This window comes from Belnapia sp. AC561, assembly GCF_979252845.1.
The window spans coordinates 1-14,417 of sequence record NZ_CEEDBP010000006.1 but is presented as its reverse complement, the minus strand read 5'-3'; the positions used below and the strand labels follow the sequence as shown (position 1 = coordinate 14,417).

At 70.7% G+C, this 14,417-nt stretch carries 12 protein-coding genes; all 12 read right to left on the bottom strand.

The window, feature by feature from the left end; genetic code table 11:
• Positions 1 to 23 precede the first annotated feature (23 nt).
• Positions 24 to 416, bottom strand: coding sequence for a type II toxin-antitoxin system VapC family toxin (vapC, locus tag AC0IW9_RS06660; protein ID WP_471647640.1), 393 nt, complete (start codon positions 414 to 416; stop codon positions 24 to 26).
• Positions 416 to 637, bottom strand: coding sequence for a type II toxin-antitoxin system VapB family antitoxin (locus AC0IW9_RS06655; protein WP_471647432.1), 222 nt, complete (start codon positions 635 to 637; stop codon positions 416 to 418). Before AC0IW9_RS06655 ends, vapC begins: the two co-directional genes overlap by 1 nt.
• Positions 638 to 676: 39 nt before the next feature.
• Positions 677 to 1,972 carry a DUF445 domain-containing protein gene (locus AC0IW9_RS06650; protein ID WP_471647431.1) on the bottom strand — a complete coding sequence of 432 codons (1,296 nt, stop codon included), beginning with the start codon at positions 1,970 to 1,972 and terminating at the stop codon, positions 677 to 679.
• Positions 1,973 to 2,019: 47 nt separating this feature from the next.
• Complete coding sequence (ppa, locus tag AC0IW9_RS06645) at positions 2,020 to 2,556, bottom strand: inorganic diphosphatase (RefSeq protein WP_471647430.1); 537 nt, start codon at positions 2,554 to 2,556, stop codon at positions 2,020 to 2,022.
• Positions 2,557 to 2,711: 155 nt separating this feature from the next.
• Positions 2,712 to 5,045, bottom strand: a complete 2,334-nt coding sequence (locus AC0IW9_RS06640; RefSeq protein WP_471647429.1) for a xanthine dehydrogenase family protein molybdopterin-binding subunit — start codon at positions 5,043 to 5,045, stop codon at positions 2,712 to 2,714.
• A 123-nt stretch (positions 5,046 to 5,168) separates the two neighbouring features.
• Positions 5,169 to 8,363 carry an efflux RND transporter permease subunit gene (locus tag AC0IW9_RS06635; protein ID WP_471647428.1) on the bottom strand — a complete coding sequence of 1,065 codons (3,195 nt, stop codon included), beginning with the start codon at positions 8,361 to 8,363 and terminating at the stop codon, positions 5,169 to 5,171.
• 6 nt (positions 8,364 to 8,369) lie between these two features.
• On the bottom strand, positions 8,370 to 9,581 hold the full coding sequence (locus AC0IW9_RS06630) for an efflux RND transporter periplasmic adaptor subunit (protein ID WP_471647427.1): 1,212 nt from the start codon (positions 9,579 to 9,581) through the stop codon (positions 8,370 to 8,372).
• Positions 9,582 to 9,673: 92 nt separating this feature from the next.
• Positions 9,674 to 10,498, bottom strand: coding sequence for a universal stress protein (locus AC0IW9_RS06625; RefSeq protein ID WP_471647426.1), 825 nt, complete (start codon positions 10,496 to 10,498; stop codon positions 9,674 to 9,676).
• A 57-nt stretch (positions 10,499 to 10,555) separates the two neighbouring features.
• Positions 10,556 to 11,758, bottom strand: coding sequence for an MFS transporter (locus AC0IW9_RS06620; protein WP_471647425.1), 1,203 nt, complete (start codon positions 11,756 to 11,758; stop codon positions 10,556 to 10,558).
• A gap of 55 nt (positions 11,759 to 11,813) precedes the next feature.
• The gene (locus AC0IW9_RS06615) at positions 11,814 to 13,208 is read right to left on the bottom strand and encodes an FAD-binding oxidoreductase (protein WP_471647424.1); all 1,395 of its coding nucleotides are present in this window, start codon (positions 13,206 to 13,208) and stop codon (positions 11,814 to 11,816) included.
• Complete coding sequence (locus tag AC0IW9_RS06610; RefSeq protein ID WP_471647423.1) at positions 13,205 to 14,062, bottom strand: dimethylarginine dimethylaminohydrolase family protein; 858 nt, start codon at positions 14,060 to 14,062, stop codon at positions 13,205 to 13,207. Before AC0IW9_RS06610 ends, AC0IW9_RS06615 begins: the two co-directional genes overlap by 4 nt.
• Positions 14,063 to 14,124: 62 nt before the next feature.
• Positions 14,125 to 14,417 (bottom strand): hypothetical protein (locus AC0IW9_RS06605; protein ID WP_471647422.1); only part of this gene is annotated, 293 nt, incomplete at its 5' end.

Here is a 14,417-nt window from a genome sequence, read left to right as displayed (position 1 = left end):
CCCGATGGGCCGCGGCGAAAGACCTAAACCGCCTGGACCGGCAGGCCGAGCGGCGCCGCCATCAGGCTGAAATCCCGGTCCCGGTGCAGCAGCGGCACCGCATGCGCGATGCACCAGGCGGCGATGAGCAGATCCGCCGTGCTGCGCGGCGTGATGCCGAGCCTGCGCAGCCGCCGGTAATGCCCCGCCGCCCGCACCGCCAGCGCCTCGTCCAGCATCGGCACGATGCCGAAGGCCCGCAGCCAGCCCTCCACGGATTGCGCCCGGCCTTCGGAGGAGGTGCCCTGCAGCACTTCCAGCAGCACGATGTCGCCGATGACGAGCGGCTCGCTGCCCGCCAGCCGCATGAATTCCCGCACCGCGGGGTTGTCCACCCGCCGCAGCACATCGATCAGCACGCTGGTATCGACCGCGATCAGCGGAGCGGCGCCTGCTCCTCATGGAGCGCATGGCCCGATGGGGCATCCAGGCCCCAATCCGGGTCGCCGCCCCACAAGGCCTGCGCTGCCTCCCGCTGCCGGGCGAGGCGCACGACGAGGCGCAGGCCTTCCTCGACGGCGGCCTTCTTGGTGGGATGCCCACCCCGCCGCATCGCCTCCGCGATCAGCCCGTCATCGATTTCGATATTCGTCCTCATGGCCGATGTGTACCGCACCGGCCATCCACACACAAGAACTCAGAACGCTACCCGACCGAACATCGCCGTCAGCAGCGCATAGAGCACCCCGCCGACCAGGAAGCCGACCAGCGTCCCGTTCATCCGCACGTATTGCAGGTCCCGCCCGACCCGCAGCTCGATCTTCTCTGTCACCTGCGTGGTATCCCAGCTGGCAACCACCTGGGCGATGAAGGCGGAAAGCTGCGCCCGTGCCGCCGGGACCATCGGCACCAGCAGCCCCTCGACCGCCCGGTTCAGCCGGTCCCGCGCCGCCGGGTCCTGTTCCAGCAGGGACCCGGCATTGGCGAAGGCGCCTTCCAGCAGCGCCACGGTCCGGCCCTGCGGATTGCCCGCATCGGCGACCAGCGCCGCCTTCAGCCGGCCCCAGATATCCTCGATCCAGGCCGCCACGGTCGGATGCGCCACCGCCTGGCGCAGCGCCCGGCCGACCGAGGCCGCCCGTTCCGGGTCATTCTCCAGCCGGTCGATCTCCTCCCGCACCCAGACCTCGAAGGCCGCCCGCAGGTCGCTGTCGGTGGGCTCCATCTTCGCCAGCTCGGCGTTCACGGTGGAGAGGATGCGGCGCGCCACCGCCGCCCCGGCCAGCCAGCCGACCAGCGCGCCGCCCTCGGCCCGGACCCGGCCCTCGATCGCCGTCCGCAATTGGTCTTCCTTGCTGCCGAGGATGGTGCGGAGCTGGGCGATGGCCAGGTCGAAGACCTCATGGTGCTTGCCGCCGGCGACCAGCGCCCGCAGTGCTCGGGCCAGGATGCGGGCGCCGCCCGGGCCGCCGGCCATCCGTGGCAGCAGCTTGCCGAGCAGCCGCTTCGCCCGGCCGTCCTCGATGCTTTCCAGCAGCCGCGGCAGGGTCGCCGCCATGGCTTCCGCCGCCGGCCGGGCCGCTGCGGGGTCCGCCATGAAGCGGCGGAAGATGCCGGCGAGGTCGAGCCGCCCCAGCACCCGGCGCACCTCGGCCTCGGTGAAGACATGGTTGGCGACGAAGCGGCCGAGCCCCTGGCCCAGCCTTTCCTTCTGTCGCGGGATGATCGCGGTATGCGGGATGGGCAGGCCCAGCGGATGCCGGAACAGCGCCGTCACCGCGAACCAGTCGGCGATCCCGCCGACCACCCCGGCCTTGGCTGCGGCCTGCAGCAGGTTCAGCCAATACTCCGGCAGGGTGCCGGGCGGGATCGCGTAGGATCCGAACAGCAGGGCCGCCATCGCCACCAGCAGTCCGGTGGCGATGGCACGGTGGCGGGCGAGGGCGCGGCGGAGCGGCGTCTCGGGATCAGGCAGCGGAGCGGGAGAGATCATGCGCCCCCGAAGCTAGCGCGTCCGGCCCCGAACCGGGAGGGGGTGGCCTATTTCGCCGCCGCCTTGGCCCGCTCGACGGCTTCCTGGATGAGCGCCTTCGCTTCCGCCGCATCGCCCCAGCCGGCGATCTTCACCCACTTGCCGGGCTCGAGATCCTTGTAGTGCTCGAAGAAGTGCTTGATCTGGTCGAGGGTGATCTGCGGCAGGTCGGAGTAGTTGACGACCTTCTCGTAGCGCCGGGTCAGCTTGGTCGAGGGCACGGCGATGATCTTCTCGTCGACGCCGCCGTCGTCCTCCATCTTCAGCACGCCGACCGGGCGGACGTTGATGACCGCGCCGGGGATGATCGGCCGGGTATTGGCGATCAGCACGTCGATCGGGTCGCCGTCGTCGCTCAGCGTATGCGGGACGAAGCCGTAATTCCCGGGGTAGCGCATCGGCGTATAAAGGAAGCGGTCCACCACCAGGGTCCCGGCGTCCTTGTCCATCTCGTACTTGATGGGCTCGCCGCCGATCGCGACCTCGACCACCACGTTGATATCCTCGGGCGGGTTCTTGCCGATGGCGATGGCGTCGAGACGCATGCACTCAATCTCCGATGGAGCGTGACTGCCCTAGGTTCACCAACCATAGGCGCAAATCACGCGGTAAAGCCAGAAAGGGGACTGGCATCCTGGGCCAGCCCCCTTTCCTTAGCATTGACGAACCGCGGCAGGAAATGTCGCTGCCGCGATGGCCCTCAGGCGGCCCGGGCCAGCTCGATGGCCTTCCACACGGTCTCCGGCGTCGCCGGCATGTCCATATGGGTCACGCCTACGCCCGAGAGCGCATCGACCAGCGCATTCATCAGCGCCGGCGGCGAACCGACCGCCCCCGCCTCGCCGGCGCCCTTGACGCCGAGCGGATTGGTCTCGCAGGGCACCGAGAGGAACTCGACCTCGATGTCCGGCAGGTCCTCGGCCCGCGGCAGGGCATAGTCCATGAAGGAGGCGCTGAGCAGCTGGCCGCTTTCCTTGTCGTAGGCGGTCCGCTCATGCACCGCCTGGCCGATGCCCTGGGCCACGCCGCCATGCACCTGGCCGCGGACGATCATCGGGTTGATCGCATGGCCGACGTCGTCCACCACCACGTAGCGCGGCACCTCGATCAGCCCGGTATCCGGGTCCACCTCGACCTCGGCGATGTGGCAGCCGTTCGGGAAGGTATGCGACTTGATGTCGGCCACCTCGGCCGCATCCAGCAGGGTAGCCGCCTCGCCCTTCGCCGCCCGCTCGCGCTGGATCTGCGCCAGGGAGAGGATATCGACGCCACGGTCGGTGCCGACCACGGTGAACTTGCCGCCGACCGTCGCGAATTCGATGTCGGAGACGGAGGCTTCCAGATGCTCGGAGGCCGCCTGCTTGCCCTTCTCGATCACCGAGGCGGCGGTCAGCAGGATCGCCTGGCCTTCCGAGTAGAGCGACCGGGCGCCGCCGGTGCCGCCGCCGGTCGGGATCTCGTCCGAATCGCCCTGGACGATGCGGATCTTCTCCATCGGGATGCCAAGCTCATGGCTGGTCAGCATGGCATAGGCGGTCTCGTGGCCCTGACCGGTCGATTGCGTGCCGACCAGCACGTCGACGAAGCCGTCCTTGGCGAACCGCACCTCGGCCCGCTCGGTCGGCCCGCCGCCGGTCGCTTCCAGGTAGTAGGCGACGCCGATGCCGCGCTGCTTGCCCTGCGCCTTGGAGGCCGCCTGCCGCGCCGGGAAGCCGGCCCAGTCGGCGTTCTTCAGCGCCGCATCCAGCACCGCGACGAAATCGCCGCTGTCGTAGCGCTGGCCGACCGCCGTGGTGTAGGGCATGGCGCTGGAGGGCACCATGTTGCGCTTGCGCAGCTCGATCCGGTCGATGCCGAGCTCGCGCGCCGCGGCATCGATCAGCCGCTCGACCACGTAGTTGCTCTCGGGCCGGCCGGCGCCGCGATAGGCGTCCACCGGGACGGTATTGGTCAGCACGCCGATGACATGGGCGTGGATCGCCTGGAAATTATAGACGCTGGCCAGCACCTTGGTGCCCGCCCCGGTCGGGATCATCGGCGCGAAGGTGGAGAGGTAGGCGCCCATCCCGGCGTAGTTGGTCGTCCGCAGCGCCAGGAACTTGCCGTCGGCATCGAGCGAGAGCTCGGCCTCGGTGATGTTGTCGCGGCCCTGCGTGTCGGACTGGAAGGCCTCGGTCCGCTCGCTGGTCCACTTCACCGGCCGGCCGAGGCGGCGGGCCGCCATGCAGACCAGGGCGTATTCGCCATACAGGTAGAGCTTCATGCCGAAGCCGCCGCCCACGTCCGGCGTCACCACCCGGAACTTCTCCGGCTCGGTCTTGAAGACGCTGCCGGCCAGCAGGTTCTTGACCAGCCAGGACCCCTGGGTGCCGCAGTAGAGGGTGAACTTCTGCAGCGCCGGGTCGTATTCCGCGGTCGCGGCACGGACTTCCATGCTGTTCACGATGACCCGGTTGTTCACCACGGTCAGCTTGGTCACATGCGCCGCCTTGGCGGCCAGCTCGGCCGCCTTGGCCTTGTCGCCGGTCTCCCAGTCGAAGACGGTATTGTTGGGGATGCCCTCCCAGACCTGCGGCGCGCCCGGCTCCCGGGCGGTGGCGAGGTCGGTGGCGGAGGGCAGCAGCTCGTAGTCGACGAAGACCGCCTCGGCGCCATCCTTGGCGGCTTCGGCGGTCTCGGCGACGATGAAGGCGACCGCATCGCCCACATGCCGCACCCGGTCGGTCGCCAGGGCGCCGCGCGGGGTATCGGCACGGCTGCTGCCGTCGATGTTCTTCAGCGGGATGACGCAGGGGATCTCGCCCAGACCCTCGTCGGCCCAGTCCTTGGCGGTCAGCACCGCCAGCACGCCGGGCACTTCCAGCGCCGCGGCGGTGTCGATCGACAGGATCCTGGCCGCGGCATGCGGGCTGCGCAGCACCACGCCATGCGCCGCCCCGGCCATGACGATGTCATCGGTGTAGCGGCCGCCGCCGATCAGCAGCCGCGGATCCTCGATCCGTCGCATCGGCTGGCTCAGCCCGAACTTGGCCATGGGGACCTCCCGTCAAATGTCTGCCGCATCATTTGCGGAGGATGGGCCCCCAGGGAAGGGGGGACGAAGGGGGAACGGCAGGAAATCCGTCCCCCGGACGCCAGGAGACCTGGCCTGGTGGGTTCAGTGCCGGGTGCTGTCGGTCCTGTCCGGGGCGGGATGCGGGCCCTCGCCCGGGCCGATCGCGGCCGGCTCCACCGGCCGGGTCCCCATCCAGCCCTTCACCCTCTCCCGCGTGCCCTGGAACACGACATAGAGCATCGGGATCATGAAGATCCCGATCAGCGAGGCCGCCAGCATCCCGCCGAAGACCGGGGTGCCGACCGCCCGGCGGGACAGCATCGCCGCCCCGCTGGCCGTCACCAGCGGCACCAGGCCGAGGACGAAGGCGATCGAGGTCATCATCACCGCGCGGAACCGCAGCCGCGAGCCCTCGATCGCCGCATCGCGGATGGACATGCCCCGCTCGCGCGATTCCTTGGCGAATTCGATGATCAGGATGCCGTTCTTCGCGGCCAGCGCAATCAGCACCACCAGCCCGATCTGGGCATAGACGTCGAGGCTCATCCCCGCGATCTTGATGGCGAGGAAGGACCCGAGCCCGCCCACCGCGACCGACATCAGCACCGGCACCGGAATGGTCCAGCTCTCGTACAGCGCCACCAGGAAGAGGTAGGCGAAGAGGATGGCCAGGGCGACGACATAGATCGTCTGCCCCGCCGCCAGCCGTTCCTGATAGGCGGTGCCGGTCCACTCGTAGCTGTAGCCGGCCGGCAGCACCCGGCCCGAAAGCTCCTGCATGGCGTTCAGCGCATCGCCCGAGGAGATGCCCGGCTTCGGCGCGCCGTTGATCAGCACCGCCCGGTAGTTGTTGTAGCGGCTGATGGTCTGCGGCCCGACCACGATCCGCACGTCGGCGAAGGCGCGCAGCGGCACCATCTCGCCGCGGGTGTTGCGGACGCGGATGCGCCAGATGTCCTCGATATCGTCGCGGTCCTTCGCCTCGGCCTGGATGTTCACCTGCCAGGTCCGGCCGAAGAGGTTGAAGTCGTTGACGTAGAAGCCGCCCAGCGTCGCCTGCAGCGCGGAGAAGATGTTGCTGATCGGCACGCCGAGCGCCTGCGCCTTGTCCCGGTCCACGTCGAGGAAAAGGGAGGGCGTGGCGGCCGAGAAGGTCGAGAAGACCTGCTGCAGCCGCGGGTCCTGGTTCGCCGCGACCACCAGCCCCAGCATGGCGCTGCCGAGCTCGGCCGGGTCGCGCCCCTGCAGGTCCTGCAGCTGGTACTCGAAGCCGCCGCCGGTGCCGAGGCCGATGATCGGCGGCAGGTTGAAGGCGACGACCGTCGCCGTCCGCACATTGGCCCCGGCGCCGAAGACCCGGCCGATGGAGGCGAAGACGCTGTCCGCCGCGCTGGTCCGGTCCTCGAAGGGCTTCAGCCGGGCGACCAGGAAGGCGCTGTTGGACTGCGCGCCCTGGTCGATCAGGCTGAAGCCGACGATGGCCAGCACGTTCTCGACCGCCGGGATGCCCTTCAGGATGCCCTCGACCTGCTCGACCACGGCGCGGGTCCGGGACAGCGAGGCGGCCTGGGGGAGGGAGACCTGGATGAAGAAGGTCCCCTGGTCCTCCTGCGGCAGGAAGCCCTGCGGCGTCTTCGAGCCCAGGGTGAAGATGCCGAAGCCGATCGCCGCCGTCAGCACCAGCGAAATGACGGAGAAGCGCACCAGCCGGCGGACGATGGCGGCATAGCCGTCCCGCACCTTGTCGATGGCGCGGAGGACATACTTGATCGGTCCCCGCTTCGGCCCGGTATGCCGCAGGAACAGCACGCAAAGCGCCGGCGACAGGGTCAGCGCGTTGATCGCCGAGATCACCATCGCCGCCGAGATCGTCACCGCGAACTGCCGGAACAGCACGCCCGAGAGGCCGGGGATGAAGGCGATGGGGACGAAGACCGAGAGCAGCACCAGGGTGATGGCGATGATCGGCGCGGTGATCTCGGCCATGGCCTGCTTCACGGCCCGGTTCGGCGTCCAGTCCGGATGCTCCTCCATCACCCGCTCGACGTTCTCGACCACCACGATGGCATCATCCACCACGATGCCGATGGCCAGCACCATGGCCAGCAGGGAGACGGTATTGGCACTGTAGCCGATGGCCAGCAGGATGGCGAAGGCGCCGATCAGGCTGACCGGCACCGCGACGGTCGGGATGATGGTCGCCCGCAGCGAGCCGAGGAAGAGATAGACCACCACCACCACCAGCACGAAGGCCTCGAGCAGGGTCTTGATGACCTCCTGGATGGTATCCACCACGAAGGTCGAGCTGTCATAGAGGACCTGCACCCGCATCCCCTCGGGGAAGCGGGTCGCCATGTCGTCCAGCGTGCGCTTCATGGCGCCCGAGACGGTGACGGCATTGGCGCCCGGCGAGAGATAGACGCCGGTCGTCACCGCGCCCTGGCCGTTCAGCCGGCTGACGGTATCCATGGACTGCGCGCCGAGCTCGACCCGCGCCACGTCCCGCAGCCGCAGCACCGAGCCGTCCGAATTCGCCCGGATGACGATGTCGCTGAACTGTTCCGGCGTGATCAACCGGCCCAGGGTCTGGATGTTCATCTGGAACTGCTGGGTATCCGGGATCGGCTGGGCGCCGATCCGGCCCACCGCGGCCTGGATGTTCTGCGACTGGATGGCGGTGATGATGTCCTGCGGCGTCAGGTTCAGGCTGGTCAGCCGGTCCACCTCGAACCAGACCCGCATCGAGTAATTCTGCGCGCCGAAGAGGTTCACCTGACCGACGCCGGGCACCCGCGACATCCGGTCGATCATGTTGATCGTCAGGTAGTTCGACAGGAAGAGCGGCGTGTGTTCCGGGTTGGTCGAGGTCAGCGCAATGAACTGCAGGACGGAGGAGGACTGCTTGCGGACCACCAGCCCCGACCGCTGCACCTCCTGCGGCAGGCGGGCGATATTGGCCTGGATGCGGTTGTTGACGTTGACCGTGTTGATGTCGGGGTTGGATCCCAGGGCGAAGCTGACGCTCAGCGAATAGGTGCCGTCGTTGGCGGAATTCGAGCGCATGTAGATCATGTTCTCGACGCCGTTGACGGCGCTTTCGATGATCTGCGCGACCGTCGCCTCGATCACCGCGGCCGAGGCGCCGGGATAGTTGGCATTGACCGAGACCTGCGGCGGCACGATGTCCGGGAACTGCGCCACCGGGATCCGCAGCAGCGCGAGGAGCCCGGCCAGGGTGATGACGATGGCGATGACGATCGCCAGCCGGGGCCGGTCGACGAAGACGCTCGAAATCATGGCGGGTCAGCCCGCCCGGCCGGCCGCGGGCGGTGCGCCCGATGGAGCCCCCGATGGGGCCCCGGGTGGCCGGGCGCCCGGCGGCGGCGCGCCGGCCGGGGCCGGGTTCACCTCCTGCCCCGGGCGCACCCGCTGCAGGCCCTCGCTGATGACCTGCTCGCCGCCGGCCAGCCCGTCCTCGACCACCACCTGGTCGCCGATGGTCCGGCCGAGCCGCAGCGGCTTGCGCTGGGCCTTCTTCTCCCCGTCCACCACCAGCACGTAATTGCCGCCCTGGTCCTGCAGCACCGCGGCGCGCGGCAGCACGATGGCCTGCACCGGCTCGGTGCCCTCCACCGCGACGGTGACGAACTGGCCGTCGATCAGCTCCCGGTCGCCGGCGCTGCCGGCCTGCACGCCTTCCCGGCGCGGGTTCGGGATCAGCGCCCGGATCAGCAGGCTGTCGGTGTTGCGGTCCACCTGGGTATCGATGAACTCGATCCGCCCGGCCGGGCCGTAGCGCCGGCCGTCGCTCAGCCGGATGCGGACCTGCACCGCATTGACCCCGCCGCGGCCCTCGTAGCGGTTGCGCAGCTCGTTCGCCGCGCGGGAGGAGACGGTGAAGGCGACGCGCATCGGGTCCTGGCTGACGATGGTCGCCAGCGGCTCGGTCAGGGTGGGGGAGACGACGTTGCCGGGGGTCAGCGAGGCGCGGCCGATCTTGCCGTCGATGGGGGAGACGATATCGGTATAGCCGAGGTTGATGTCGGCCACCCTGACCGCCGCCTGGGCGCCGAGCAGGGTGGCATTGGCGGTGCGTTCCTGCGCCTGGGCATTGTCCAGCGCGACACGGGTGCCGGCGCCGGTCGCCTGCAGCTCCCGCGCCCGGGCCAGGGCGACGCGGGCATTCTCGAGCGTCGCCTGGGCCGAGGCGACATTGGCCCGCGCCTGCTCGAGCTGCGCCTCGAAGGGCGGCCGCTCGATCCGGAACAGCACGTCGCCGGCCTTGACCTCCTGGCCCTCCTGGAACTGGCGTTCCTGGAGGAAGCCGGTGACGCGGGCGCGGATATCGACCCGGTTCACCGCCTCGATCCGGCCGGTGAAATCCGTGCTCTCGGTCACCGGCTGCCGGCTCGCGCTGACCACCCCCACGGCCGGCGGGCCCTGCGGCCCGGGTTGGGCCAGCGCCGGGGACGCGGCCAGCAGCGTGACGAGCAGGGAGGCGGTGAGACGACGCATCGGGGGCATCCGGATCAAGTCCTGCGGCGATACCAGGGGTGGAGGCCCTAGGCCAACTGCTCTTTGCAAATGGCGCTCATCCACAGGCGCCCTCAGCGCTGGATGAACACCGGGCAGGGCGCATCCCGCAGCACCCGCCGGGTGGCGGAGCCCAGCAGCAGCGCCCGCAGCCCGGTGGTGCCGAAGGCGCCCATCACCAGCAGCCGGGCGCCGAGGGTCCTGGCCTCCGCCAGCAGCAGCTCGGCCGGATGGCCGCCGGTCAGCGCCCATTCCTCCACCGCGAGGCCGTGCCGGCGCAGGAAGCCCGCCCCCTCCGCCGCCAGCCGCGCCGCCTCCGGCCCGACCGAGAGCAGCTTGACGGGGGAGCTCTCGGCCAGGCCGAGCAGGGCGAAAAGCTGCAGGGCGCGCATCGCCGGCAGGGAGCCGTCGTAGCCGACCAGCACCGGACCCGCCTCGGCGGGTGCTGCATCCGGCACCACCAGCAGCGGCCGGGCGCCGTCCCGCAGCAGGGCCGGGATCACCGGGGCGAGGCCATCCTCGGCCTGCTCCCGCCCCAGGGTGCTGTCGCGGCCGAGCACCAGCAGGTCATGCCCGGCCCCGGCGCGCAGCAGCGCCGGCTCCGGCGCCTCCTCCAGCGTCAGGGCCTCGATCGGCAGGTCGCCGGCGGCGGCGCGGGCGGCCTCGAGGGCCGCCGCCGCCTCCGCCTCCAGCCGGGCGGCCAGGGTGGCGTTGCGATGCGCGGCGAAGGCGGCGCCGCCGATCGGCACGGCTTCCTGCGCGCCCAGGGTATGCGGGCGGTCAAGGATGGCGCAGGCGGTCAGCCCCGCGCCCAGCCGCCCGGCCAGGGCGATGGCGGCAGCCCGGGCGGCGAGGGCGCCGGGGGTATCGTCGAGGGCGAGCAGGATGCTGCGGAGCATGCGGGGGATCCTTGGTCGCCGCAGCCTAGCGGGCGATGGCCCGCGGTGGAATCCGCCTCAGGCGCCGACGCCGCGCCGCCGCATCAGCAGGAAGCCCAGGGTGCAGACCACCAGCGCCACCGCGAAGCTGGCCAGCGCCGCGCCGATGCCATCCCGCGGCCCGGCCCAGGCCGCGACCAGGCCCGAGACCCCCTGCATGATCGCCGCCCCGCCGAAGAAGGAGATGTTCTGCGCCGAGAGCGCCCGCCCGGTCAGCTCCGGCGGGACCAGCCCGCGGATGACGCCGAAGGTGACCATCTGGAAGGAGATGATGGCGCCGATCAGGAAGAAGACCGCCGCATCGAAGCCATAGGGCATCCCCCGTCCCAGCAGCAGCGCCAGGATCAGCCCGGCGACGATCAGGTGGCTGCCGGCCAGCAGCAGCACCGGGCGCCTGAGCCAGCGGTCCACCCAGCCGCAGGCGACCGGCGCCAGGGTCAGCGCCAGGGCGCAGCCGGACAGGATCTGGCCGGCCTCGATGCGGGAATAGCCCTTCACCTCCATCAGCCAGGGCCCGCCCCAGAGCCCGCGCAGGCCGAGCACCACGGCGAAGCTGGCGAAGGCGAAGACCATCAGCGGCCGCAGCGGGGCGGAGACGCAGATCGCCAGCACCTCCCGCGCATCCTGCCAGAGCGAGCGCGGCACCCGGCGTTCCGGCGGCGGCTGGCGGACGGTGAGCGCCACCGCGACGAAGGCCAGCCCGGCCAGGGCCGACATGGCCCAGAATGCGGCCCGCCAGCCCTGCCATTCCACCAGCCAGGCCAGCGGGCTGGCCGAGAGCAGCATGCCGGTATTGCCGAAGGTCAGGATGATGCCGGACCACAGGCCGAAGCGGGCCGGCGCCACCGCGCGGGCGGCATAGGTCATCGGCCCCATCAGCATCCCGGCCGAGCCGATGCCGAGCACCACCTGGGCCAGCAGCATCACCGTCGCATTGGGCGCGGCGGCGGCCAGGGCGGCGCCGGCCATGCCGGTCGCCAGCAGGCACAGCGCGGTGCGGCGGACCCCGAAGCGGTCGAGGCCGACGCCGACCGGGACCATGGCGAGCGCGAAGGCGAAGGGCAGCACCGCGGTCAGCGCGGCGAGGCCCTGCGCGCCGAGCCCGAGGTCGCGCGCCAGCACGTCGGCGGCCAGCGCCGGCAGGGTGCGCACGGCATTGGAGAAGACATGGCCCAGTGTCAGCGCCAGGATCGGCACTGCGTAACCGCTGCTGCGCGGCACGTTTCTCTCCCTATGAAATAAGACCGGGGAGGTTGTCCCCGGGGCCCGGCGGCGGTTAGTTGCGGAACAGCTTGCCGGGGTTGAGGATGCCCTTGGGGTCGAAGGTCGCCTTGATGCTGCGCATCACGGCCAGGGCCTCGATGCCGTGCTCCTCCTCCAGGAACTCGCGCTTGCCGAGGCCCACGCCATGCTCGCCGGAGCAGGTGCCGCCGAGCGCCAGGCCGCGCGCCACGATCTTCTTGTCGATCTCCCAGGCCTTCTCGTGGCCCTGCGGGTCGTTGGGATCGAACAGGATCACCTGGTGGAAATTGCCGTCGCCGACATGGCCGACGATGCAGGTGGTCATGCCGGAGGCGACGGCATCCTCCTTGGCGCCGACGATCGCCTCGGCCAGGCGGGAGATCGGGACGCAGACATCGGTGGTGATGCCGCGGTAGCCGGGGATCAGCGCGACAGCGGCCCAATAGGCATCGTGCCGGGCCTTCCAGAGCCGGCCGCGGGCCTCGGCATCGGTCGCCCAGGCGAAGCCCTCGCCGCCGTAGTCGGCGGCGATCTCCTCCACCGCCTCGGCCTGCTCCTTCACGCCGGCCGGGCTGCCGTGGAATTCGAGGAAGAGGGTGGGCGTCGCCCGGTAGCCCTCCAGCTTCGAGTACTTGATGCAGGCTTCCATCTGGTCGGCATCCAGCAGCTCGATCCGCGCCACCGGGATGCCGGCCTGCATGGTGGCGATGGTGGTCTCGACCGCCGACTTCAGGTCGGGGAATTGGCAGACGGCGGCCGACATCGCCTCCGGGATGCCGTGCAGGCGGAGGCGGATCTTGGTGATGACGCCGAGGGTGCCTTCGGAGCCGATCATCAGCCGGGTCAGGTCGTAGCCGTTGGAGGCCTTGCGGGCGCGGCCGCCGGTCTTGATGACCCGGCCATCGGCCAGCACCACCTCGAGGCCCAGCACGTTCTCCTTGATGGTGCCGTAGCGGACCGCCGCGGTGCCGGAGGCGCGGGTCGCGCACATGCCGCCGATGGTGCAGACGCTACCGGGGTCGACGGGGAAGAACATGCCCTGGTCGCGCAGGTAGTCATTCAACTGCTGGCGGGTGACGCCGGGCTCGATCAGGCAGTCCATGTCCTCGGGATTGACCTCGAGCACGTTGGTCATGCGGCTGAGGTCAAGGGAGATGCCTCGCCGGACCGGGTTCACATGGCCCTCGAGGCTGGTGCCGGCGCCGAAGGCGACCAGCGGCACGCCATGCTGGTTGCACAGCGCCAGGATGCGGCTGACCTCCTCGGTCGTTTCCGCATAGGCGACGGCGTCCGGCAGGGTCGGCGGGGTCTGGTCCTCGCCGCGGCTGTGCTGCTCGCGGATGGCCTGGGCGGTCGAGAGGCGGTCGCCGATGAGGTCGCGCACGGCGGCAATGACGGCATCCACGGGGCGGGCAGCGATGGTGTTCATGGGGTTTCCTCTTCCCGCTGCAGCGGGCAGGTCAGGCAATGCGGGCCGCCGCCGCCGGCGGTGAACAGGGACAGGGCGGGGTCGAGGACGGCGAGTCCCTCGGCGCGCAGGGCGGCGTTCAGGGTGGCGCTTTCGCGGGCGGATATCACGCGCCCGCCGCCGAGGGAAAGGATGTTGCAGCCGAGCTGCATGGCGTCCCGGTAGGGCACGGGGAGGCAGCGGATCCCGTGCCCGTCCAGCCAGGCGATGAAATCCTCGGGCAGCACGTCGAGGCAGGCGACGGCGAGGCCGGGGGCGGCCAGGCAGAACAGGACGTCGAGGTGGAGGAAATGCTCCTCGAAGGGCTGGACCCGGACCTCCCAGCCCTCGGCGCGGAGCCAGCCGGCGAGCTGTTCGGCGCCGGCCTCGTCGGTGCGGCCGCCGCTGGCACCGATCAGCGCCAGGCCGGGGCGGAGGATGTGGATGTCGCCGCCCTCCAGCGTGCCGGCCGACGACTTTCGCCAGAAATTGCCGCCGTGCCAGTCGATCAGCGCGGCATATTCGCCGCGGCGCTGCGGCCGTTCGAGCTGGCAGAGCACCGGGCCGCGGTGGGTGACCACGACGCTGTCCCTGGTATAGGCCATGTAGGGCAGGTGCGGCTCGGGCGGGACGTGGTGGACGCGGGCGCCGCCTTGCTCCAGCGCCTGGACCAGCTCGCGGTGCTGGGATTGCAGGCCCTGCAGGTCGGGCTGGCCGCCGCCGGCCAGCGTGCGGCGGGCGATGGTATTGGTCGGCAGCCAGCGGTAGTGGTCGGGGGCGCAGACCAGCACATCGGTCAGGCGGCCGGTTTCCGAGGCGACGGTCCAACGGGGCATATCTGCGGGCATCCGGCCAAGGTGGCGCCGCGGGCGGGCGGCGTCCAGAGCGCGGCCGAAGACTAGGCGGGGGCGACGATCTCCTCGGCCTCCTCCCAGGTGCCGCCGTAGCGGGCGAGGGCATCCTCGAAGGCGCTTTCGCCGGCGGGGAAGGGGCCGATCATCGGGCAGGCGGCCTCGCCCGCGGCATTGAGGAGCTGCCAGGCCCAGGCGCCATAGGTGACTTCCCAGCAGACCCGGATGCGGGCGTAGCGGCGGATGAGCAGGCCGGGCTCGGCGGGGTCGTCCCGGGTGAGGACGAGGGTGCGGATATGCATGGGGGGCGCGTCCCAGGGTGGCGGGGCCAGGGTAGGGG

What these genes read in the sequence shown, in the direction of transcription:
- ppa (WP_471647430.1), bottom strand. Translation starts at nt 2,556, where the DNA reads ATGCGTCTCGACGCCATCGCCATCGGCAAGAACCCGCCCGAGGATATC.
- AC0IW9_RS06630 (WP_471647427.1), bottom strand. Translation starts at nt 9,581, where the DNA reads ATGCGTCGTCTCACCGCCTCCCTGCTCGTCACGCTGCTGGCCGCGTCC.
- AC0IW9_RS06615 (WP_471647424.1), bottom strand. Translation starts at nt 13,208, where the DNA reads ATGAACACCATCGCTGCCCGCCCCGTGGATGCCGTCATTGCCGCCGTG.
- AC0IW9_RS06610 (WP_471647423.1), bottom strand. Translation starts at nt 14,062, where the DNA reads ATGCCCCGTTGGACCGTCGCCTCGGAAACCGGCCGCCTGACCGATGTG.
- AC0IW9_RS06625 (WP_471647426.1), bottom strand. Translation starts at nt 10,498, where the DNA reads ATGCTCCGCAGCATCCTGCTCGCCCTCGACGATACCCCCGGCGCCCTC.
- AC0IW9_RS06650 (WP_471647431.1), bottom strand. Translation starts at nt 1,972, where the DNA reads ATGATCTCTCCCGCTCCGCTGCCTGATCCCGAGACGCCGCTCCGCCGC.
- AC0IW9_RS06640 (WP_471647429.1), bottom strand. Translation starts at nt 5,045, where the DNA reads ATGGCCAAGTTCGGGCTGAGCCAGCCGATGCGACGGATCGAGGATCCG.
- AC0IW9_RS06635 (WP_471647428.1), bottom strand. Translation starts at nt 8,363, where the DNA reads ATGATTTCGAGCGTCTTCGTCGACCGGCCCCGGCTGGCGATCGTCATC.
- AC0IW9_RS06655 (WP_471647432.1), bottom strand. Translation starts at nt 637, where the DNA reads ATGAGGACGAATATCGAAATCGATGACGGGCTGATCGCGGAGGCGATG.